Source organism: Brevundimonas sp., assembly GCF_046299535.1.
Taxonomy (GTDB): Bacteria; Pseudomonadota; Alphaproteobacteria; order Caulobacterales; family Caulobacteraceae; genus Brevundimonas.
The window spans coordinates 169,413-191,327 of the sequence record NZ_JBKBIB010000002.1; the positions used below are offsets into that span (position 1 = coordinate 169,413).

The 21,915-nt window shown below is 69.5% G+C and carries 19 protein-coding genes; 11 read left to right on the forward strand and 8 right to left on the reverse strand.

What is annotated here, in order from left to right:
• Nucleotides 1–36: 36 nt before the first annotated feature.
• Nucleotides 37–804, forward strand: a complete 768-nt coding sequence (locus tag ACK4FB_RS02325; RefSeq protein WP_409747424.1) for a cytochrome c oxidase assembly protein — start codon at nt 37–39, stop codon at nt 802–804.
• Complete coding sequence (locus ACK4FB_RS02330) at nt 801–1,487, forward strand: cytochrome b (protein ID WP_409747427.1); 687 nt, start codon at nt 801–803, stop codon at nt 1,485–1,487. The genes ACK4FB_RS02325 and ACK4FB_RS02330 overlap by 4 nt, the downstream gene beginning before the upstream one ends.
• Here ACK4FB_RS02330 and ACK4FB_RS02335 read toward each other — a convergent pair.
• On the reverse strand, nt 1,420–2,091 hold the full coding sequence (locus tag ACK4FB_RS02335; RefSeq protein WP_409747429.1) for a c-type cytochrome: 672 nt from the start codon (nt 2,089–2,091) through the stop codon (nt 1,420–1,422). The two genes, ACK4FB_RS02330 and ACK4FB_RS02335, sit on opposite strands and share 68 nt — an antisense overlap.
• 125 nt (nt 2,092–2,216) lie before the next feature.
• Between ACK4FB_RS02335 and ACK4FB_RS02340 the strand changes: the two genes are divergently transcribed.
• The 8 genes from ACK4FB_RS02340 (at nt 2,217) to ACK4FB_RS02375 (ending at nt 11,769) form a co-directional block, all read left to right on the forward strand.
• A complete protein-coding gene (locus tag ACK4FB_RS02340) occupies nt 2,217–2,564 on the forward strand; it encodes a c-type cytochrome (protein WP_409747431.1) in 348 nt (115 codons plus the stop codon).
• The gene (gene coxB, locus ACK4FB_RS02345; RefSeq protein WP_409747433.1) at nt 2,533–3,510 is read left to right on the forward strand and encodes a cytochrome c oxidase subunit II; all 978 of its coding nucleotides are present in this window, start codon (nt 2,533–2,535) and stop codon (nt 3,508–3,510) included. The genes ACK4FB_RS02340 and coxB overlap by 32 nt, the downstream gene beginning before the upstream one ends.
• Nucleotides 3,507–6,050, forward strand: coding sequence for a cbb3-type cytochrome c oxidase subunit I (locus ACK4FB_RS02350; RefSeq protein ID WP_409747435.1), 2,544 nt, complete (start codon nt 3,507–3,509; stop codon nt 6,048–6,050). Before coxB ends, ACK4FB_RS02350 begins: the two co-directional genes overlap by 4 nt.
• Nucleotides 6,047–6,352, forward strand: coding sequence for a hypothetical protein (locus ACK4FB_RS02355; protein ID WP_409747437.1), 306 nt, complete (start codon nt 6,047–6,049; stop codon nt 6,350–6,352). The genes ACK4FB_RS02350 and ACK4FB_RS02355 overlap by 4 nt, the downstream gene beginning before the upstream one ends.
• A 99-nt stretch (nt 6,353–6,451) precedes the next feature.
• Complete coding sequence (locus ACK4FB_RS02360; RefSeq protein ID WP_409747439.1) at nt 6,452–7,447, forward strand: SDR family oxidoreductase; 996 nt, start codon at nt 6,452–6,454, stop codon at nt 7,445–7,447.
• 142 nt (nt 7,448–7,589) lie between these two features.
• A complete protein-coding gene (locus ACK4FB_RS02365; protein WP_409747441.1) occupies nt 7,590–10,109 on the forward strand; it encodes a membrane-bound PQQ-dependent dehydrogenase, glucose/quinate/shikimate family in 2,520 nt (839 codons plus the stop codon).
• Nucleotides 10,110–10,160: 51 nt separating this feature from the next.
• Nucleotides 10,161–11,264 carry a bifunctional transcriptional activator/DNA repair enzyme AdaA gene (locus ACK4FB_RS02370; RefSeq protein WP_409747443.1) on the forward strand — a complete coding sequence of 368 codons (1,104 nt, stop codon included), beginning with the start codon at nt 10,161–10,163 and terminating at the stop codon, nt 11,262–11,264.
• A complete protein-coding gene (locus ACK4FB_RS02375; RefSeq protein WP_409747445.1) occupies nt 11,248–11,769 on the forward strand; it encodes a methylated-DNA--[protein]-cysteine S-methyltransferase in 522 nt (173 codons plus the stop codon). The genes ACK4FB_RS02370 and ACK4FB_RS02375 overlap by 17 nt, the downstream gene beginning before the upstream one ends.
• A gap of 22 nt (nt 11,770–11,791) precedes the next feature.
• On the opposite strand, the gene ACK4FB_RS02380 is transcribed toward ACK4FB_RS02375, so the two are convergent.
• Nucleotides 11,792–11,977: a hypothetical protein gene (locus ACK4FB_RS02380; protein WP_409747447.1), complete on the reverse strand. Its 186-nt coding sequence runs from the start codon at nt 11,975–11,977 to the stop codon at nt 11,792–11,794.
• A 497-nt stretch (nt 11,978–12,474) separates the two neighbouring features.
• Here ACK4FB_RS02380 and ACK4FB_RS02385 point away from each other — a divergent pair, with 497 nt between their 5' ends.
• Nucleotides 12,475–13,536, forward strand: a complete 1,062-nt coding sequence (locus tag ACK4FB_RS02385; RefSeq protein WP_409747448.1) for a cell wall hydrolase — start codon at nt 12,475–12,477, stop codon at nt 13,534–13,536.
• Here the strand turns inward: ACK4FB_RS02385 and ACK4FB_RS02390 are convergent.
• The 6 genes from ACK4FB_RS02390 to ACK4FB_RS02415 all read right to left on the reverse strand — a co-directional run bounded on the left by ACK4FB_RS02390 (nt 13,533) and on the right by ACK4FB_RS02415 (nt 21,854).
• The gene (locus ACK4FB_RS02390; protein WP_409747450.1) at nt 13,533–13,736 is read right to left on the reverse strand and encodes a hypothetical protein; all 204 of its coding nucleotides are present in this window, start codon (nt 13,734–13,736) and stop codon (nt 13,533–13,535) included. The two genes, ACK4FB_RS02385 and ACK4FB_RS02390, sit on opposite strands and share 4 nt — an antisense overlap.
• A gap of 44 nt (nt 13,737–13,780) precedes the next feature.
• Nucleotides 13,781–14,620 (reverse strand): carboxylating nicotinate-nucleotide diphosphorylase, encoded by an 840-nt coding sequence (gene nadC, locus ACK4FB_RS02395; protein WP_409747452.1) that lies wholly within the window; start codon nt 14,618–14,620, stop codon nt 13,781–13,783.
• Nucleotides 14,617–16,137: an L-aspartate oxidase gene (locus tag ACK4FB_RS02400; RefSeq protein WP_409747454.1), complete on the reverse strand. Its 1,521-nt coding sequence runs from the start codon at nt 16,135–16,137 to the stop codon at nt 14,617–14,619. The genes nadC and ACK4FB_RS02400 overlap by 4 nt, the downstream gene beginning before the upstream one ends.
• Nucleotides 16,134–16,970 (reverse strand): metalloprotease, encoded by an 837-nt coding sequence (locus ACK4FB_RS02405; protein ID WP_409747456.1) that lies wholly within the window; start codon nt 16,968–16,970, stop codon nt 16,134–16,136. Before ACK4FB_RS02405 ends, ACK4FB_RS02400 begins: the two co-directional genes overlap by 4 nt.
• Nucleotides 16,970–18,052 (reverse strand): quinolinate synthase NadA, encoded by a 1,083-nt coding sequence (nadA, locus tag ACK4FB_RS02410; RefSeq protein ID WP_409747458.1) that lies wholly within the window; start codon nt 18,050–18,052, stop codon nt 16,970–16,972. Before nadA ends, ACK4FB_RS02405 begins: the two co-directional genes overlap by 1 nt.
• Before the next feature lie 145 nt (nt 18,053–18,197).
• Nucleotides 18,198–21,854 carry a PAS domain S-box protein gene (locus ACK4FB_RS02415; protein WP_409747460.1) on the reverse strand — a complete coding sequence of 1,219 codons (3,657 nt, stop codon included), beginning with the start codon at nt 21,852–21,854 and terminating at the stop codon, nt 18,198–18,200.
• Between the last annotated feature and the right edge of the window lie 61 nt (nt 21,855–21,915).

Consider the following 21,915-nt stretch of genomic DNA (forward strand, 5'->3'; position numbering starts at 1 on the left):
CCTCCATTGCGGGAGGCGGGCTGACCTGGCGGGGGCATGACGATTCTGAGTTTCCAACCCTATTGCGGAGCGGCGCCGGAGCCGGGCGCCGTGTGGGCTGCGTGGAATCTGGACCCGATTCTGATCGGCGCCCTGATCGCCGTGGCCGTGGCGTATGGCATGACCTGGGGACGCGGCGCCTCGACGCGTGAGCGGATGGTGTTCGGGGCCGGCTGGAGCCTGTTCTTCATCGCCTTCGTGTCGCCGCTGTGCGCCCTGACCTCGGCCCTGTTCGCCGCGCGGGTGGGGCACCATGTGGCGGTGATGACGCTCGGGGCCGGGTTGCTGGTGCTGGCGGCGCCGCGTGGGCGGCTCGAGCGCCTGTTCGGCGGGCGGAGCCTGCTGTGGAGCGCCACGGCGGCCCAGGCGGTCCTGTTGTGGTTCTGGCATGCGCCGGAGGCCTATGGCTGGTCCCTGACGGGGGACGTTCAGTACTGGATCATGCAGGCGAGCCTGATCGGGGCGGCGCTGATGTTCTGGCGCGGGGTGCGGCTGGCGCCGGTGGAGCACGGCCTGCTGGCCCTGATCGCCACCATGGTCCAGATGGGCGCGCTGGGCGCGCTGATCACCTTCGCGGGCGAGCCGCTGTATACGCCGCACTTCGCCACCACCCTGGCCTGGGGCCTGACGCCGCTGGAGGACCAACAGGCGGGTGGACTGATCATGTGGGCCCCGGCGGCGGGCGCCTATCTGGCGGCGGCGCTGATCCTGCTGATGCGGCGGGTGGGCTTCGGCGAGGCCGGCGCGGGCGAGCGGATCGCATGATCACGCGGCTGAGGGCCTGGGCGGACAGCCACACGTCCGAGGGGCGCTGGACGCCCGTGGCGATCACCTTCCACTGGACCATGGCGGCGCTGGTGATGTTCCAGCTGGTGTGGGGCTGGTGGATGTCGGGCATCCCGGTGGGGGGCGACAAGGTGGCGGCGTTCCAGCTGCACGCGGACGTGGGCATCCTGATCCTGCTGCTGGCGGTGCTGAGGGCCATCTGGCGGCTGATGCTGCCGGGCCCGGTCAATGACGCCGACAAGCCGGGCTGGGAGAGCAAGGTGTCGCGGGTGACCCACTTCCTGTTCTACATCTTCATCGTGGGGCTGCCCCTGTCGGGGTGGCTGATGCTGTCGACGGTGGCGCCGGAGATTCCGCTGCGCATCGGCGGGCTGGTTCCCGTGCCGGGCTTGCCGGTGGGCGAGCTGTCCCGGGAAGCCCTGTGGAACCTGATGTGGGCGGCGGAGCGCATCCACTTCTTCATGGTCTGGGGCATCACCTTCCTGATCATGGGCCACGTGGCGGCGGCCCTGAAGCACTATCTGTTCGACAAGGACAATGTGCTGTCCGGCATGTTGCCGGTGGTGGAGGAGCTGGAGGGCGAACCCATCGAGATCATTCCGGGGACGGATGAGGAAGAGACGCCGCGTAAGCGGACACCGCCTCGATCTGGCGCTCGCTGAGCGGACGGGCGACGGCGCCCATGGCGTCCAGCGGGTCATTGCGTCGGTCGCGGTTTTTCCACAGGCGCAGCTGGGCCGCCAGATAGGCGGGAGACTGGCCGGTGATCTGGGGGTTGCCGGAGCCGACGCCCTGGCCGTCGGCGCCGTGGCAGGCGGAGCAGGTGGCCACGACCTGGCCGGGCAGGCCCTGATGATAGAGCGCGCGGCCCTCGGCGATCAGGGCTGCGCGGGGCGGCACGGCGGGCGCAGCGGCGCGGCCGGGCATGCGGGCGTAGTACCGGGCGACCCGCGCCCGGTCCGCGTCGGAGAGCCTGCGGGCGATGGGCGACATTTCGTCATGCGGGCGAAGACCCGAGGCGTAGTCATTCAATTGCTTGAGCATATAGCCCTCGTCCAGAGCGGCGATGCGGGGGGCGCCCTCGCCGTCGCCCTCGCCGTCAATGCCGTGGCAGGTCAGGCAGGCGGCGGCCGGTCCGGCCTGACCGCCCGACAGGGCGATGACCTCGCCGGTGGCCACGAAGGGATCCTCATAGTCCGACGCGCCCGGCGCGCAGGCGGCCAGGGTCGTCGCGGCGAGGAGGGCGGAGAGGCGGCGATACGGCATCGCTTGGCCAACGCCGGGTGGCGGCGGGGGTTCCTGAGATCCTTCTCCACCCTCGACGGGAATTCGGCGGAACCGTTACAGTCAAGCCGGGTTAGGTCTGGATGAGCCGAACGGGGGCGAAGAGCATGATCCTGACGACGCTGGCGCTGGCCGCGTGTTCGGGCGCGGCCGACAATCCGGCGCGGACCGTGCCGGCGGGCGACCCGCAGCACGGGCTGGAAGTCATGAACCGGGTCGGCTGCGGATCGTGTCACGCCATTCCCGGCGTCGACTGGCCCGAAGGGCAGGTGGGTCCGCCCCTGAACGCGATGGGCCGCAGGGCCCTGATCGGCTCGGGACTGCCCAACCGTCCGGAGACCCTGATCCCCTATCTGATCGATGCGCCGTCCGTGGACGAAGGCTCGCCCATGCCCCCCATGCCCATCACCGAGGAGGAGGCCCGTGACATCGCCGCCTATCTCTATGGCCTCTGAACCGTTCCATGGCTGGCCGCCCCCGGTGCTGAGCCCGGCGGGGCCGTTCGCCGAGCCGCTGACCACCCTGTCGTGGGGCGTGATGTTCATGGGCGCCGCGGTGCTGGCGGTGGTGATCGTGGCGCTGGTCGGGGCGCTGGCGGGGCGATCCGGGCTGAAGGAGCGGCTGGGCGATCAACGATTGATCTGGTTCGGCGGGCTGGCGTTTCCCGTGGTGGTGCTGAGCGCGCTGCTGATCTGGGGCCTGTCGCTGACGTCGTCCCTGAGCGGGGAGCCCGAGCCGGGCGAGATGCGGGTGCGCGTGACCGGCGAGATGTGGTGGTGGCGGGTGGCCTATCTGGACGGGCAGGGCGGCCCGGGCGTCCAGTCGGCCAATGAGGTGCGCATCCCGGTGGGCGAGCCGGTGACCTTCGAACTGGAGTCCGCCGATGTGATCCACAGCTTCTGGGTTCCGCGCCTGGGGCCCAAGCTGGACATGATTCCGGGGCGGACGAATATTCTTAGGCTTCAAGCAGATGAAGCCGGAACTTACGGTGGTCAGTGCGCTGAATACTGCGGCGGACCGCATGCCCTGATGGGGCTGGTGGTGGTGGCCATGCCGCGGGACGAATTCGACGCCTGGATGGCGCAGGAGGCCCGGGCCGCTGCGGCGCCGACGGATGCGCTGGCGGCCCAGGGGCTGCAGGTGTTCCAGGACAACGGCTGCGGGGCCTGTCACGTGGTGCGCGGGGCGCCGGAGGCCACGGGACTGGCCGGCCCGGACCTGACCCATGTGGGAAGCCGGCGGACCCTCGGGGCGGGAATCCTGCCCAACAACCGCGGCACGCTGGCGGGATGGATCGCCGACAGCCAGGGCATCAAGCCGGGCAACCGGATGCCGTCCTACACCACGATGTCGGGCGATGAACTGCAGGCCGTGGCCGCGTATCTGGACGGGCTGGAATGACATCCGAGACCGGGTTCGACCCGAAACGCTACGACCGGTTTCCGACGCAGGAGGCCCGGCCCGACGGCGAGTTGAAGGCGCTGCAGGATGTCTGGTGCGGGCCCAAGGGCTGGGGCTGGTTCACGGCGATCAACAACAGCTATGTGGGCATCCTGTTCGTGGGCGCCGCCTTCCTGTTCTTCGTGCTGGCGGGGATCCTGGCGCTGGTGATGCGCACCCAGCTGGCCGTGCCCGACGCCGGGTTTGTGGGGGTGGACACCTACAACCAGCTTTTCACCATGCATGGCACGGTGATGATGTTCCTGTTCGCCGTGCCCATGGTGGAAGCCATGGCGGTGCTGCTGCTGCCCCAGATGCTGGGGGCGCGGGACCTGCCGTTTCCCCGGCTGGGGGCCTATGCGCTGTGGTCCTATGTGGTGGGCGGGCTGATCTTCTTCAGCTCGATCTTCTTCAGCCTGGCCCCGGACGGCGGCTGGTTCATGTACCCGCCCCTGACCAACAAGGCCTTCTCGCCGGGGATCAACACCGACTTCTGGCTGCTGGGGATCGGCTTCATTGAGATCTCGGCCATCGCCGGGGCCATCGAGATCGTGGTGGGTGTGATGCGCACGCGGGCGCCGGGCATGACCCTGGCGCGGCTGCCGATCTTCGCCTGGGCCATGCTGATCTTCGCAGTAATGATCCTGATCGCCTTCCCCTCGGTGATCCTGGCGACGACCCTGATGGAGATGGAGCGGATGTTCGACTGGCCGTTCTTCGACGCGGCCAGGGGCGGGGATCCGATGCTGTGGCAGCACCTGTTCTGGTTCTTCGGCCACCCGGAGGTCTACATCATCTTCCTGCCCGCGGCCGGGGCCATGTCGACCATGATCCCGGTGGTGGCCCGTCACCGGCTGGTGGGGCATCCCCTGGTGGTCATGGCCATGCTGGCCACCGGCTTCATCAGCTTCGGGGTGTGGTCGCACCACATGTTCACCACGGGCATGCCCACCATGTCGGTGGGCTTCTTCTCGGCCGCCTCCATGGCCGTCAGCATTCCGGCGGGGGTGCAGGTGTTCTCGTGGATCGCCACCATGGCGGCGGGACGGATGAAATTCTCGGCCCCCGGCCTGTTCATCATCGGGGGGCTGCTGATCTTCGTGATGGGCGGGCTGACCGGGGTGATGGTGGCCATGGTGCCGTTCGACTGGGTGGTGCACGACACCTACTTCATCGTGGCGCACCTGCACTATGTGCTGATCGGCGGCATGGTGTTCCCGATCTTCGCGGCCATCTATTTCTGGACCCCGGTGGTCAGCCGGCGGGCCCTGTCCGAGCGGATGGGCAAGAGCGCCTTCTGGCTGATGTTCACCGGCATGCATGTGACCTTCCTGCCCATGCACCTGACCGGGATGATGGGCATGCCCCGGCGGGTCTTCACCTTCCTGCCGGACCGGGGGCTGGATCTGGTCAATCTGATCTCGACCGTGGGGGCGTTCATCTTCGCCCTGGGCGTGCTGGTGGTGATCATCGACATGGTGAGGAATTTCCGGCCCTCGCTGGAGCAGAACGCGGGCAATGTTCACGACGCGCCGGGGCTGGAGTGGCTGCCGTCCGGCACCTATTCCCTGCGTTCCATCCCGGTGGTGAAGAGCCTGTATCCCCTGTGGGACCAGCCCGAGCTGAAGCGGACTGTGCCGGAGGGGCGCTGGTTCCTGCCCGGCACGGTGACCGGTGAGCGCGAGACCCTGATCACCAGCCCCCTGAACGCCGAGCCGCAGTACATGGCGCGCATCCCCCGGCCGTCGCCGTGGCATTTCTGGGCGGCGCTGTTCACGGCCGCCTTCTTCATGCTGCTGGTGCCCGGCGCCTACTACGCAGCGGCCGTCGCGGGCGTCGCGGGGGTGTTCTGCATGATGGGCTGGGCCTGGAAGCTGGACGAGCCCCTGGCGGAGGAGACGGTGGACATCGGCGGGGGGATCCGCGTGCCCACCTACGCCTCGGGGACCCTGAGCCACGGCTGGTGGGCCATGGTCTGCCTGCTGTTCGTGTCCGGGATGATCGCGGCCATGAGCATGTTCTCCTACGTCTTTCTGTGGAGCCGGGGGGCGGAGATGTGGATCGCGCCGCCGCCCGTGTGGAGCCTGATCGCGGTGGCAGGCGGCTACGGCGGGGTCATCGCCCTGATGCTGGGGGTCCGCAAGGTTGTGCGCATGGACCGGCCCCGCGCGGGCATGGTCGCCACGGGCATGGTGGTGCTGGCGAGCGTGCTCATGGCCGCCAGCTGGTGGACCGACTGGTCCACATGGAGCGGGGCGGGGCTGGACCCCACCCGCAGCGGGCAGGGGGCGTCGGTGTTCGCCTTCCTCGGCTGGCAGGGGTTCTATGTGATCATCTGCGGCCTGATGGCGCTGTACATCTTCCTGCGCTGGATGCGGGGACGGGTACGACACACGCACGCCACCAGCTTTGACGTGATCGCCCTGTTCTATGTGTTCATCGCCTCGATGGCCGGACTGGCGGTCCTGCTGACGCGGCTGTTCCCGGGCGCGGTCCTGTGAAGCGCTGGGCCTACATGCTGGGCGGACTGATCGTGTGGACGGTCCATTTCCTGGGCGTCTACGGCATCGCCAGCGTGGCCGATGTGGCCGCCCACGCCGGGCACCCGCTGTCGCGCGCCGCGGTGGGGGTGTTCACCCTGGCCTGCCTGATCGCGGCGGGCTGGCTGACGGTGGACGCGGGGCGGCGCTGGCGGCGCGGGGGCGACGAAATGGCGGGCTTCGCCGACATCATCGCCGCCACGGGCGGGGCGGTCTCGGCGGTTTCGATCCTGTGGCAGGGGCTGCCGGCGGTGGTGGGGTAGTCAGATCATCCGCTGGTCCCAGCCTTCTCCGGGATGAGCGGAGGGGAACCATCCGGCTCGCTCCTGATTGTCCCGTGACCCCATCAGAAGGAGCCGGACATGGATCGCACAGAGCAATTCGAGCGCGAGGGCGACAAGGCTGCTGAGCAGGGGCGCGAGATTCAGGCGCCCATCGACGCCAGGGAGGCGAAGGACTCGGGCGGCGGCAAAGAAGACAAGGCCATGCAGGCCGGGGCCCGCGAATACCCCGTGCCGCCGTTCCCCAAGCAGCACCAGAAGAAGCCGGGCGAGGAGCACCGGCTGGACCCCGCGCCCATGTATGACGCGCCGTTCTGGAAGGGCTCGGGCAAGCTGGAGGGCTTCGCGGCCCTGATCACCGGCGCCGACAGCGGCATCGGCCGGGCGGTGGCCGTGCTGTTCGCCCGGGAGGGCGCGGACGTGGTCATCTGCCATCTGGACGAGGACCGGGACGCCGAGGAGACGAAGAAGGCAGTGGAGGCCGAAGGCCGGCGGGCGATCATTCTGGCCGGGGACGTGGCCGATCCGGCGTTCGCCAAAATGGCGGTGGACGAGACGCTGAAGGCGTTCGGGCGGCTGGACGTGCTGGTCAACAATGCGGCGTTCCAGCAGCATGTGCAGGACTTCGCCGACATCACGGTCGAACAGTTCGACCGCACCATGAAGACCAATCTTTACGGCTATTTCCACATGGCCCAGGCGGCGGTTCCGCACATGAAGCCGGGCGGGTCGATCATCATGACCGGCTCGGTCACCGGCATCATGGGCAATGAGATGCTGCTGGACTATTCCCTGACAAAGGGCGGCATCCACGCTTTCGCCCGCTCGCTGGGCACCCATCTGGCGCCCAGGGGCATCCGCGTGAACGTAGTGGCGCCGGGGCCGGTGTGGACGCCCCTGAACCCGGCGGACCGGGACGCGGAGGGCACGAGCGAGTTCGGCTCAGGCACGGTCATGGGCCGCCCCGCCCAGCCGGAGGAGATCGCCCCCGCGTTCGTGTTCTTCGCCTCGCCCCAGTGCTCCAGCTACATCACCGGCGAGGTGCTGCCGATCATCGGGGGGTATGGCGGGGGATGAGGATTCCTTCTCCTTCAAACACCGGGTTTGAGGCGAGCCCCCTCCACCATCCTTCGGATGGTCCCCCTCCCCCGATGGGGGAGGATCAGGAACCAGCGTGGCCGTGAGGGGTTGGCCCTGTAGCGGCTGAAGGGGCTTTGACATGTTCGGACAGGATAGACTGGGCGCGGGCGACTGGGCGGTGATGGCGCTCGGGCTGCTGTTCGCCCTGATCGGGGTGGTTCTGACCATCGGCGGCGGCTGGCTGATCGCGGTGGGCGGAAGCTGGTACTATCTGCTGGCGGGACTGGGCCTGATCGGGACCGGGGCGCTGTTGTTCGTGCGGCGGATGGAGGCCTTCTGGCTGTATCTGCTGGTCTTTGTCCTGACGGTGATCTGGGCGCTGGTCGAGGTCGGCCTGAACGGCTGGGCCCTGGTGCCGCGCGTGTTCGCGCCGTTCGTCCTGCTGCTGCTGGTCATCGCGGCGATCCCGGTTCTGGCGCCGGCGCGCAACCGCTGGGTCACGCCCTGGAACGGGCGGGTCAGCGGCAAGCCCCTGATGCTGGCCGGGTTCGGCGGGGCGGCGGTGTTCGCCCTGATCGCGGGCGTGGCGGTGGCGGCGGCCAACCGGCCCGATCCCGCCGGGCCGATGCCCGAGGCGGGGTTCGGCGCGCCTGATCCGGCCAATCCCCTGCAGGTCGGGGCCGACTGGCCCGCCTATGGCGGCACCTATGGCGCCCAGCGATATTCGCCCCTGACCCAGATCAACCTCGACAACGTGGGCGATCTGGAGCGGGTGTGGGAGTTCAACACCGGCGACATTCCCGAGAAGTTCGGCGCCGAGACCACGCCCCTGAAGGTGGGGGACACCCTCTATCTGTGCTCGGCCATGAACCGGCTGATCGCGCTGGACGCGGCGTCGGGGCTGGAGAAGTGGTCGTACGATCCCGGGGTGACCGAGGATTCCGTGCCCTACACCGCCGCCTGCCGGGGCGTGGTCTATTACGCCGAGCCGGACGCGACCCCGGCCAGCGCGACGGCGTCCACGGCGGCGCCGGTCGCCGCGGCGACCGTAGCCTCCACCGAGGCGGCGGCCCGGCCGTGCGCGGCGCGCATCATCGAAGGGACCCTGGACGGGCGCCTGATCGCCGTGGATGCGCGCACCGGCGTTCCCTGCGCCGATTTCGGCATGGGCGGCCAGGTGGACATCAAGCAGGGCATGGGAGAGGTGATCCCCGGCATGGTGTCGATCACCTCGCCGCCGGTGGTGGTGCAGGGCGTGATCGTCACCGGGCACCAGGTGCTGGACGGCCAGTACCGCGCCGCGCCCTCGGGGGTGATCCAGGGCTTTGACGTCATCACCGGCGAGCTGCGCTGGGCCTGGGACATGGGCCGGCCGGGCGAGACCGGCCTGCCGCCGGAGGGGGAGACCTATACCGAGGGCACGCCCAACATGTGGACCATCGCCACCGGGGACGAGGAGCTGGGGCTGGTCTATCTGCCCATGGGCAACTCGGCGGGCGACTATTACAGCAGCGACCGCGCCCCGTATGAGAACGAATACGCCACGGCTCTGGTGGCCATCGATGTGAACACCGGCCAGCCGGCGTGGCATTTCCAGACGGTCTATATGGATGTGTGGGACTATGACCTGGGCAGCCAGGCGACCCTGATCGACTTTCCCACTTCCGGCGGCGTGATTCCGGCCATCGTCCTGCCGTCCAAGCAGGGGGATATCTATGTGCTGAACCGGGCCACGGGCGAGCTGCTGACGCCGGTCGAGGAGCGTCCCGCGCCGCAGGGCGGGGTGGAGCCTGACCAGCGCACTGCCACCCAGCCCTTCAGCCTGTTCCACAGCCTGGCCAAGCCGGACCTGACCGAGCGGGACATGTGGGGCATGTCGCCCATCGACCAGATGATCTGCCGCATCCAGTACCGCCAGGCGTCCTATGAGGGCATCTACACTCCGCCCACCACGGACCGGCGCTGGATCCAGTATCCGGGCTACAACGGCGGCTCGGACTGGGGCGGCATCGCCATCGACCCGTACCGGGGCGTGATCATCGCCAACTACAACGACACGCCCAACTACAACCGTCTGGTCCCGCGCGAGGAGGCCAGTGAACGGGGCTGGTTCCCACGGGGCGACCCGCGCAACGCCGAGACGAACCCGCGCGGCGGCAATCTGAGCGCCGAGGGGGCGGGCGATCCGCAGTGGGGCCTGCCCTACGCCATCGACGTCAACGCGGGCTGGCGCATGCCCTTCACCAATCTGCTGTGCAAGCAGCCCCCCTACGGCGGCATACGGGCCATCGACCTGCGCACCGGGCGCACCATCTGGGACCGGGTGTTCGGCACGGCGCGCAAGAACGGGCCGTTCAACATCCCCTCGATGATGCCCATCAACATCGGTACGCCGAACAACGGCGGCGCGGTGATCACCGCCTCGGGCCTGATCTTCATCGCGGCGGCCACCGACGACCTGATCCGGGCCATCGACATCGAGACGGGCGAGACCGTGTGGCAGGACGCGCTGCCGGCGGGCGGCCAGTCCAATCCGATGATCTATGAGCAGGGCGGACGCCAGTATCTGATCATCATGACCGGCGGGCACCACTTCATGGAGACTCGCGCGGGGGATCAGGTGATCGCCTATGCGTTGCCGGACCGCCGGGTGGGCTAGAGGTCCGAAAACCGCGAGACATGATGGGCGGCCGGGCGCATCCTGGGCGGCATGGAACTGGATCAGGACGCCTGTTATCGCGCTATCGTCGCCCGGGACGCCCGGTTCGACGGGAAGATCTTCGGCGGGGTGAAGACGACGGGGATCTATTGCCGCCCGATCTGTCCGGCGCGCACGCCCAAGCGCGAGAACATCCGCTTCTACCGTTCGGCAGCCGAGGCGGAGGAGGCGGGGTTCCGGCCCTGCCTTAGATGCCGCCCGGAGACCGCGCCCGACATGGGGGCCTGGCGGGGCACGTCCAACACGGTCAGCCGCGGGTTGGCCCTGATCGAGGCGGGGGCTCTGGATGAGGGCGACGTGGAGGCCCTGGCCGGACGGCTGGGGGTGGGCGAGCGCCAGCTGCGCCGGCTGTTCCGCCAGCATCTGGGCGCCGCGCCGGTCAGCGTGGCCCAGACGCGGCGGGTGCTGCTGGCCAAGCAGCTGATTCAGGAAACGCGCATGCCCATGGCCGAGGTCGCCCTCGCGGCGGGCTTCGGCAGCGTGCGGCGGTTCAATGAGACCTTCCAGCGTCTGTACCGCCGTCCGCCCTCGGCCCTGCGGCGCGGCACGGCGCCCGATGCGGCGCCGGGGGAGGGGGTGCGACTGATGCTGGCGTACCGCCCGCCCTATGACTGGGACGGGATGATCGCCGCCCTGGCGGCGCGGGCCGAGCCGATGGAGCGGGTGGAGGACGGCCGCTGGATGCGCACGCTTGAGGGCGGCGGGGCGGTGACGGTAGAGCAGGGGCCGGGTGATCGTCTGGTGGTGGATGTGTCGATTTCCGACATCACCGGGCTGCCGGGCGTGCTGGCGCGGGTGCGGCGAGTGTTCGATCTGACCGCCGACCCCGAGATCATTGCAGCGCATCTGTCCGCCGATGCCGCTCTGGCGCCGCTGGTGAGTCGGCGGCCGGGGCTGAGGCTGGCGGGCGACTGGTATGTGGACGACCCGGGCGCCCTGATGAGCGACCGGCTGGATGACCCGGACGAGCGGATTGAGGCCCGGGCCGAGGGCTGGCGGCCGTGGCGGGCTTATGGCGCGGCGCACCTGAAGGCTGAGGGCCTGGGCGTGGGGGCCCTGATCGAACAGGAGACGAAACATGACGAAGCGGCCTGAAACGTTTCAATTGGACCGGATCGCCACGCCGCTGGGCGAGGTGCTGGTGGTGTTCGATGGCGAAGGGGTCGTGCGCGCCTTTGACTTTTCGGACTACGAAGAGCGCATGCGGCGGCTGCTGCGCCTGCATTATGGGACGGTGATGCTGGAGGCGGGCGTGGTCCCGGCGGGGGTGCGCCAGGCTGTGCTGGACTATTTCGGCGGCGAGGTGGAGGCGCTGAAGCGCATTCCCTGGGCCACAGGCGGGACGGCGTTCCAGCGGCGGGTGTGGGCGGCCCTGACCGAGATCCCGGCCGGGCGCACCGAGACCTACGGCCAGTTGGCGGCGCGCATCGGCTCGCCCACGGCGGTGCGGGCCGTGGGGCTGGCCAACGGTGCGAATCCCGTGGGCGTCATCGTTCCGTGCCACCGGGTGGTGGGATCATCGGGAAAGCTGACCGGCTATGCCGGGGGGCTGGAGCGCAAGAAATGGCTTCTGGAGCACGAAGGCGCCCTGAAGGTGTGAGGGTTACGCCAGCTCCCGGAGACTAGTCCTCGCCCTGGGTGCGGGCGACGGCTGCGCCCGCTGCCCCGCCCACGGCGGCGCCGACGGGGCCGGCGACGACCGCCCCGGTGATGGCGCCCGTGGCGGCGCGCTGCTCCATGGTGGCCCCGCAGGCGGCCAGACCGGCCAGACCGGCGGAAAGGATCAGAACTTGAGTGAGACGACGCATGGCTATTCTCCAGCTTAACCGTTGGGTAACGCTGTGGGGCCGCCTTGAGTTCCGCCGCCAGCGTCATCGCAAGATGTTCCCATGCCGGGATGACATGCAATGACTATTTGCGCGGCGTCCCGGGTCATTTTTCCATTTGGTTGAGCCTCCATGAGTTGGCTCTGAGATCAACCAATACGACAGAGGCAAGATAAGCGACGATAATCAGGGCTTTAGGATACAGGTTTATCTTGCGGGTGTTGCAAGGGTGCGACGAATTGCTGCGCTGCAAAGGGCGATTGCGAATCGTCCACATTGACGCCATATTCCGGTGGCTTAAGCGCGGCCTCGCCAGTCACGGGAAGTTGACCGGCGGACCCGCCCCTGCGTAACCGGCGCCGATCTTGCGTCGAGGGGGCAGACTGCCTGGGGGCGCAATCCTGCCCCTGCTGCTCAGGACTGCATCCTTGTCGAATTCCTCACGGAAGCCCACGCCCGCGTCTGATTTCAGAGTCTCGATGCGAGCGCCGAAATTGCGTCCGACGACGGCGGCCGCAGCGTTCGGCGGACTGGTGGGTCTGGCCATCGGCTGCGCCTATCTGGGCGGCACCGTCGCCAAGGCGACCACCACGCGGGTGCAGGCCGAGCGGATCGCCGGCGCCACCGCCGTGGGATTCACCGAGGAAGCCTTGTCGGCGGCGGCCGGCGGCCTGAACGCCAGCGCGCTGACGATCGCGCGGCGCCATGACCCCTATACTGTGGCCGGTTCGGCCCAGCGCGACCGGCAGGCCGAACTTCTGACCGCCCGGCTGGAAAGCCTTCGCGCCAGTTCCAGCGCCGAGGCGGGGCTTCGCCGGGTCAGCCATACGGGCGGGGCGGCGCAGCCCTTCCGTCTCGCCGGCGCCCTGGACGCCTCCCGCGATCTGGAGTGCCTGACCCAGGCTGTCTATTACGAAGCCCGCGGCGAAGGCCGGGCCGGCATGCAGGCCGTGGCCCAGGTGGTCCTGAACCGCGCGCGCCACGGCGCTTTTCCCAACAGCGTCTGCGCCGTCGTCTATCAAGGCGCGGCGCGCGCCACCGGTTGCCAGTTCAGCTTCACCTGCAACGGCGCCATGCGGCGCGGCGTGAGCCAGGCGGCGTGGCGCAGGGCTCATGATGTGGCGTCAGCCGCCTTGTCGGGACAGGTTTACGGCGCTGTCGGCAACGCCACCCATTTCCACACCACGGCCGTGTCGCCGAGCTGGCGCCATTCGCTGGTGCCGGTGGGCCAGGTGGGCAGCCATCTGTTCTACCGTTTCGGTGGCCGCAACGGTTCGTCGGGCGCCTTCACCTATGCGGCGCGCCCGTCCACGGCGTCCGACACCCAGGTGATCCAGGCCAGTCTGGACCCGTCCGAAACTGTTCGTCAGGCGGGCAATGCGGTGGCCTATACGGTGCTGTGGGCCCAGGAAAGCATGGCGGAGCGGGAAACGCGCCCGGCCGCCGAGCCTGCGAACCCGGAAACGCCGGCCGCGCCGCGCGCCCAGGCTCGCCCGCAGGCCGCTCCGGCGACGACCTCCGAGGCGGATGCCGCAGCCTAGTCGGTCGGCTGGGGCGCGGTCCCCAGCGAGGCGGGCGGGGCGTTGAGGCGGGTTCCGCCGAAATCGGCCTGCCCCTCGTCCAGATTCGGTCTGGACATGCTGAGGCGACCGTCCGTGTTGTTGAAGACCTTGTCTTCTTCGGGGACGGCGTCGACGGGATGGATGACGGGGCGCTCAGGGCGCTTCCTACGCTTGAACATGATATGAAAACCGGCGGCGAGGCCGTCCGGTTCCAGACCGATGTTCACCCGGCGTCGAGGCCCACGTCCAGCGACGGGGCTGAGTGGGTCAGGGCGCCCACAGAGATCACGTCCACGCCGGTTTCGGCGATGGCGCGCACGGTCTGAAGGTTCACCCCGCCGGACGCCTCCAGCACCAGCTGACCCCTGGCCCGCGCGACGGCGGTGCGCAGGTCGTCGAGGCTGAAATTGTCCAGCATGACGACGTCGGGCCGTTCAGCCAGGGCCTCGTCCAGCTGGTGCAGGCCGTCCACCTCCACCTCGATCTTCATCAGGTGTCCGGCGTGGGCGCGGGCGCGGCGGATGGCTTCGCCCACCCCGCCGCAGACGGCGATGTGGTTGTCCTTGATAAGGATGGCGTCATCCAGACCGAAGCGGTGGTTCAGTCCGCCGCCCATGGCCACGGCGTGCTTCTCCAGCGCGCGCAGGCCGGGGGTGGTCTTGCGGGTGTCGGCGATGCGGGCGCCGGTTCCGGCCACGGCGTCCACATGGGCGCGGGTGAGGGTGGCGATGCCCGACAGACGTCCCAGCAGGTTCAGGGCCGTGCGTTCCGCTGAAAGGATGGCGCGGGCGTCGGCCTCGATCTCCGCCAGCACCGTCCCGGCGGCGACCGTGTCACCATCCTGCACGCGGGCGGTGAAGCGGGCTTCGGGATCCAGCGTGATCATGGCCAGACGGGCGCAGTCCAGTCCGGCGATGGCGCCAGCCTGTCGCGCCGCGAAGACGGCGGTCCAGCGGGTTCCGGCGGGAATGCAGGCGGCGGCGGTGACGTCGCCGGCGCGGCCCAGATCCTCGGCCAGGGCGGCGCGGATCACCGGTTCGATCAGGATGGCTGGAAGGCTCATGCGGCGGCCATGGCGACGGGTGAGGGGGACAGGGTGATGCGCGTATGGCGCGCGACGGCGGCGGCATTTGGATGGTCGGCGCGGAAGTGGCCGCCCCGGCTTTCACGGCGCTCCAGAGTGGCCCGGGCGATCAGGCGCGCGGCGATGAGAGCGGGGGCGGGGCCGTGGGCGGTCTCGAGGCCATCAATGATCCCAAGGAGGGCCGACAAGCCGTCGGCGTTGCGCACCACGCCGGCGTGCAGGCTCATGGCGGCGCGCAACTGTTGCAAGGCGGCGGCGGGCAGGGCCTCGGGCGCGTCTATGGTCGCGAGCGGGGCGGCGGGGGCGTCCGGTTCGTGGCGGGCGGCCAGACCGGAGCGCCAGCCGAAGGCGGCGGCCTCCAGCAGGGAGTTTGAGGCCAGACGGTTGGCGCCGTGAACGCCGGTGGCGGCGCACTCGCCCACAGCGAACAGGCCGGGCAGGCTGGTGCGGCCGTCCGCGTCGGCGGCGATTCCGCCCATGTGATAGTGCGCCGCGGGGGCCACGGGCATGGGCTGGACGCGGGGGTCGATCCCGGCGGCCATGGCGGCGGCGAAGACGGCGGGGAAGTGCTGCGGGAAGGTCGGGCCGATGGCCTCGCGGGCGTCGAGGAAGGCGCCGCGTCCGGCGGCGATGGCGGCGTGGACGCTGCGGGCGACGATGTCGCGGGGGGCCAGATCGCCCCGGGGGTGCTCCACGATGGGCGCGCCGTCGCGGTCGATGAGGCGCGCGCCCTCGCCGCGCAGGGCCTCGGTGGCCAGGGGGGCGGGATCGGCGCCCACGTCCAGCGCCGTGGGGTGGAACTGGACGAACTCCGGATCGAGGATGTCTGCCCCAGCGAGCGCCGCCAGCCCCAGACCCTCGCCGCGCAGTTGGGCCGGATTGGTGGTGACGGCGTAGAGGCCGCCAACGCCGCCGGTGGCGAGGATCACGGAAGGGGCGAGAATCTCGATCAGCGACCCGTCGTCCTGACGGAAGGCGGCGCCCCGCACGCGGCCGTCCGCGTCCTGGATCAGGGCGGCGAGGGTGAGCCCGGAGCGCAGGGTGACGTGGGGGGCGGCCAGGGCGGCGGCGCCCAGCGCCTGCACGATGGCGCGGCCCGCCCCGTCGCCGCCCGCGCGCACGATGCGGGGGCGGGAGTGGGCGGCCTCGAGGCTCTGGGCGAAGCGGCCTGAGGCGTCCCGGTCGAACGGAGCGCCCAGATCGAACAGGCGCTGGATGGTTTCGGGCGCGGCGCGGGTCAGGGCCAGGGTGGCGTCGGCGTCGTTCAGGCCCGCCCCGGCGGCGACGGTGTCGGCGGCGTGGAGCTCGGCGCTGTCGTCGGGATAGAGGGCGGCGGCGATCCCGCCCTGGGCCCAGGCGGAGGCGGCGGCCTGGCCTACGGGGGCGGGGGTCGCCACCAGCACCGGGCGGGGCGCGGCGGCCAGGGCGGCGGTGAGACCCGCCAGCCCTGCGCCCACGATCAGCGGGCCGTCGTGACGGAGGCGCCGGGCGCTCATGACGCCAGTCCGAGGAAGCGACCCGAGGTGCTCAGGGCGGCGCCCAGACCGTCGCCCGTGTAGAGCGCCATGGCGGTGAGGCCGACGGCGGCGCAGGCCGCGCCGGTGGCGAGGAACATGCCGAGGCTGGCGCCCGCCTGGGTCCAGCTGAGCGGGGCCGTGTCGGGGCGCCATGCGCCGCGCCGCAGGTGGCTGATGACGCCCAGCGCCAGGAAGACGGCGAGGATGTAGGCGCCGTTCTGAAGGCCCCAGAACACCACCAGGGCGCCTATGCCGAGCAGGGCGGCCTTCTCCAGCAGGGGGTGGACGCGGGCCAGCACCGGGCCCAGCGCCTTGGAGCCGTCCAGCGGCGGGGCGGGGGCCAGGTTGAGCAGGTTGATGATGGCCACAAACCACGCCCCCTGCAGCCAGACCGGGTCGCCGGTGGCGGCCCAGACGGCGAAGAAGGGGATGGCCGCGATCAGGCCGAAGGCGGGACCGGCCAGCGAGACCAGCACGCCGATCCACTCGCTGGCGGCGCCGCGCGCGCCCCGGGCCGCGCCGCCGAGGAACGGAATGATGTAGATGCGCGCCGGACCCATGCCGAGGCGGTTCATTGCCAGCACGTGGCCGTATTCGTGGACCAGAAGGCCGACGATGCCCGCCAGCGCATAGACCCAGCCCATCAGCCACCACAGCAGGCCGGCCAGCAGGGCGGTGGAGACCAGCGCCCAGACCATGCCCTGGCCGGGGTTTTCATCCCTGTCCGCGCGGGGGCGGACGGGTGTGGGGCGAGGCGGGCCGTCGCCCACGGCGCCCCACGGCCCCACATGACCGGGGCGGGTATCGCTCATCAGATCATCTCGACCGCGACCTGGTGGCCGCGGGCGCGGACCAGATCGTAGCGGGCGGGCTTTTCGGGCGGGGGCAGGTCGACCATGCGCTGGACCGCCAGACGGGCGCGTTCGGCCATGTCCTCGGGCACGGTGACCTCGAAGGTCATGTCGCGCAGGGAGTCGCGGATCTTCTCAAGGGTGATGCGCTTCATGTGCGGGCACATGTTGCACGGTCCGATGAACTTCACCTCCGGGGCCTCGCCGGCGATGTTGGAGGCCATGGAGCATTCGGTGATCAGCACCACCTGGGCGGGCCGGTTCTTCACCACATAGTCGTTCATGGCGGCGGTGGAGCCGGCGAAGTCGGCGGCGTTCAGCACGTCCTCGGGGCACTCGGGGTGCGCCAGAACGACAGCGCCGGGCCACGCATCGCGCATGTCCGCGATGTCGGCGGCGGTGAAGCGCTCATGCACCTCGCAGGCGCCTTTCCAGGCGATGATCTTGATGTCGGTCTGGGCGGCAACGTTGCGCGCCAGATATTCGTCGGGGATCAGGATGACGCGGTCCACGCCCCATTCCTTCGCGGCCCATTCCACCACCTGAACGGCGTTGGCGGAGGTGCAGCAGATGTCGGTCTCGGCCTTCACGTCGGCGGTGGTGTTCACATAGGTGACCACCGGCAGGCCCGGATAGCGCTGCTTGATGAGGCGCACGTCGGCGCCGGTGATGGACGAGGCCAGCGAGCAGCCGGCCAGCGGGTCGGGGATCAGGATGGTCTTGTCGGGGGACAGGATCTTGGAGGTCTCGGCCATGAAGTGGACGCCGGCCTGGACGATCACCTTCGCGTCCGAGCGCGCGGCTTCCTTGGCCAGGGCGAGGCTGTCGCCCACGAAATCGCCCACGCCGTGGAAGATTTCCGGCGTCATGTAGTTGTGGGCGAGGATCACCGCGTCGCGCTGAACCTTGAGGGCGTTGATCTCCGCGATCAGGGGCGCGTGCAGCGCCCACTCGGCGGGCGTGACGTGGTCCTTGACCTTGTCCCACACCGGGTCGCTGTTCCGGTCAAGCTCGGGCGCGAAAAGCATCTGTCCGTCCGCCATGGTCGCCTCCAGTTTTGCTCGATATGAGCAAATCCAGGTTCAAAAAGGACCGGCCTGGCAAGGGTTCAGACCGGGGACTTATGCTGAAAGTGAGCATAAGTGGGCTTAATGTAGGACGCCGCCGCCTTGATGCAAGGGAAATCGATCAGTCGAGCGCCAGGATCTCGCCCAGCCGACGCTGAAGCTCTTCGCTGGCGTAGGGCTTGGGCAGCAGGGGCCAGGGCGCATCCTTGAGGGCCCGGTCCACGTCGTCGCCCGCATAGCCGGAGGTCAGGACGATGTGCATGTCCGGCCAGCGTCCCGCAGCCTCGCGAGCCAGATCGATTCCGCTCATGCCGCCGGGCATGACGATGTCGGTCAGCATCAGGTCGAAGGCGCTGGCCTCCAGCGCCGTCAGGGCCTGTTCGGCGTTCTCGACCGCCACCACCTCCAGACCGAAGCTCATCAGCATGTCCATGGCCACCGCCGCCACGGCCAGATCATCCTCGACCAGAAGAACACGCCGGCCGGTGACGGAGGCGGGCGCGCTCTCATCGGCCAGGATCACGTCGCCCATCTCCTCACGGGCAAGAGAGGGCAGGTACAGGCGGACCCGAGTTCCCTTGCCCGGCGCGCTTTCGATCCGTACGTCCCCGCCGCTCTGGCGCGCGAAGCCGTAGACCTGGCTCAGTCCCAGGCCGGTGCCCTTGCCCACGGCCTTGGTGGTGAAGAAGGGTTCGAAGACCCGGCCCCGCACCTCGTCGGTCATGCCCTCGCCGGAGTCTTTCACCGTAACACAGACGTGGGGGACGCCGACCGCGCCGCCGGGCAGGTCGCAGCTCTCGGTGGTGATGCGCAGGCTTCCCTGTTCGCCCATGGCGTCACGGGCGTTGACCACCAGGTTGAGCAGGGCCGCCTCGAACTGGGCGGCGTCCACACGGGCGAAGGCGCCGCCGCGCCTGAGCCGGGTCCTGAAGTCGATCGCCTCGCCCACCGCGCGGCGCAACAGGGGCTCGCTCTCGCGGATCAGGGCGTTGAGGTCGCACGGCTCCGGCCGCAAGGCCTGCCGCCGCGAGAACGCCAGCAGCTGATGGGTCAGCCGCTCGCCGCGCCGGGCGGCGGCCAGGGCGGCCTCGCCCATCTTCTGACGTCGGGCTGCGTCGTCGGGCCGCTTCAGGATCATGTCCAGGGCGCCGATGACCACGGTCAGCAAATTGTTGAAGTCGTGGGCCACGCCGCCGGTGAGGCGGCCCACGGCCTCCATGCGCTGGGCGTGCATCAGATCCTGTTCCGCGCGCGCCTTTTCCTCCAGCGCCTCGGAGACCTTTTCGGCCAGCAACTCATTGATGCGCTTCAGGTCCTGTTCGGCCCGCTTGGCTTCGTTGACGTCGAAGGCCACGCCCACGAAGCCTATGACCTCGCCATGAGCGTCAAGGCGGGGACGGGAGAAGGAGCGCAGCCAGCGGTATTCGCCCGAGTTATGACGGTAGCGGCCTTCAAGCGAGAACGGCTTGCCCGTGGCCTCTCCGGCGAGGGACTCGGCGAGAATCCGGTCGTGGTCGTCGGGGTGGAGATATTCACGCCACTCCGCGGCGCGGACGGTCTCGTAGTCCGCGCCCATGAATTCCACATAGGCCTGGTTGACGAAGGACCGGACCCGGTCGGCGCGGGTGACCCAGATCAACACGGGAGCGGTGTCGGCGATGTCCCGGAAGCGGCTTTCGCTTTCTCGCAGGTGGGCCTCGGCCCGGGCTCGCTCCAGTTCCGCCCAGGTGCGGTCGGCCACCTCCTCGATCAGATTGACCTCTGCGTCGGTCCACTGGCGAGGCTTGCGATCGTGAACATAGAGGAAGGCGCGCAGCCGGCCGCCGCGGACCAGCGGGGCGCGCACCAGCGCACGGGTGTCGATGGACTCGAAGGTCGCCGCCGCGGCGCGGGTCCGGGGGTCCTCGCGCACGTCGCTGATCCGCACGACAGCGCCTGCGGACAGATCATTCATGATGGCCTCGCCGAAGGCGTCCAGAGACCATGCTCCTTCGGCGCTGGCGACATCCGCGGTCCAGTCGCGGCCGAAAGTGACGATGCCGAGGCCCTCGTCGATTTCACCATAGCCCACCCTCTGGACATCAAGGGTTTCGCCGAGGGCGGTCTCGACGGCGCTCATGATGTCGTCCGGGTTATCCAGGTTTCGCAGCTGGTCCGTGAGGTCCAGCAGGAAGGTCTGTCGACGTTCGTTGCGGGCCAGGCGGTCAAGGGCGTGACGGGTTTCGGTGACGTCGAAGGACATTCCCACGTAGCCCCGGAAGGCCCCATCAGGGTCAAAGCGCGGCTTGACCCGCACGCGCATCCAGCGCCACTCGTCTGACCCGTCGCGGAAGCGGGCCTCGAAGCCGTAGGGACGCCGGGCGGCGCGCGCCTCGGCCTGCAGCGCCGAAACGGCGTCCAGATCGTCCGGGTGCAGGGTGTCCTTCCAGATATGACCACGCAGCGCCTCCGCCGGCCGGCCATAGAACTCCACCAGGGCCTTGTTGACGAATTCCACCTCGCCGTTCTCGTTCGTCAGCCACACCGGGGCGGGCGCCGTATCCGCCAGAAGGCGGAAACGGGATTCGCTTTCGCGCAAAGCCGCCTCGGCCGCCTTGGTGTCGGAGATGTCGGTGATCACGGCCATGAGCCAGGGTGTGGTGTCAGGCGCTTCGCGGCCCACGCGTACGGTGGTCAGGGCCCAGAAATCCTCCCCGTTCCTGCGGCGGTAGCGTTTCTCGATCTTGACCCCGTCGGTCTGCACTGCAGCGCTCTGAAGCGTGGCCTGGCTGCGGGCGAGGTCATCGGGGTGGGTGATGTCGGCGGTGGTCATGCCCACGATCTCGTCCCGCGAATAGCCGAGCATCTCGCAAAAACGGTCGTTGACCTTGAGGATTTCGCCGGTGAGGTCGGCCTTGACGATTCCGGCGGCGGCCTGTTCGACCATGGCGGTCAGTTCGGCCTCGTTCTCACGCAGCGCCTCCTCGACCGTCCGGGCGTCGGTGACATCCAGATTCACGCCGATCATGCCGAAGAAGCGGCCCTCTGAATCGAGACGCGGGCGGGCGTTGGTGTGCACGATGCGCCACTGGCCGTCATGGCGGCGATATCGGGCCTCCACCTCGAAGCCCTGGCCGGCCATCGCGGCCTCGATGGCGACCCGTTGGGCCCTTTCCGTGTCTTCGGGATGCAGGGTGGCCCCCCAGTCGAACTGGCTGAGATCGTCAGGGGCGCCCCAGAACGCGCGCTGCGCCCTGTTCAGGTAGACGCACGCCCCCTGTTCATCGCTCATCCACAGCATGACCGGGGCGTCCTCGCTGACCAGCCTGAACCGGGCCTCGCCTTCGTCCAGCGCCGATGTGGTCGCTTTCAGATGGGTCAGGGAACGGTCCAGCGACCGCAGGGTCTGGCGCAGGGAGGCGGCCAGGATGATCCCGAACAGGCTGGTCACGGAGAAGGTGACGGTGTTGACGACGTTCCTCAGGGTATCGGCGGGGAACATGCCGGGCAGGATCGTCATGCCCCAGGCGGTGAGGATCGCCAGGAACAGGGCCGTGAAACCGGCCCCGCGTCCGGCCCACAGGGCGGCCATGAGGATGCCCGGCAGGTAGACCATCAGCCCGGAGGCGCCGCCGTAGACTCCTTGCAGGCTGAGACGGATGAGGACGCCCACCCCCGCGCCCGCCACGCCGACGAGCAAGGCGTAGCTCCACCCCCGGTCGCGCGAGAGGGCGATGCGCCGGAATATCCGGTCCGCCGCGTGCTCCGGCTTGTCCTCCTGGCTCGTCCCTGAGGACATCGCTCCCCCGATTGTCCGCCTGCCCAGGGCGTCCGTTCACGGAGGCCGCGGTGATGCTTGG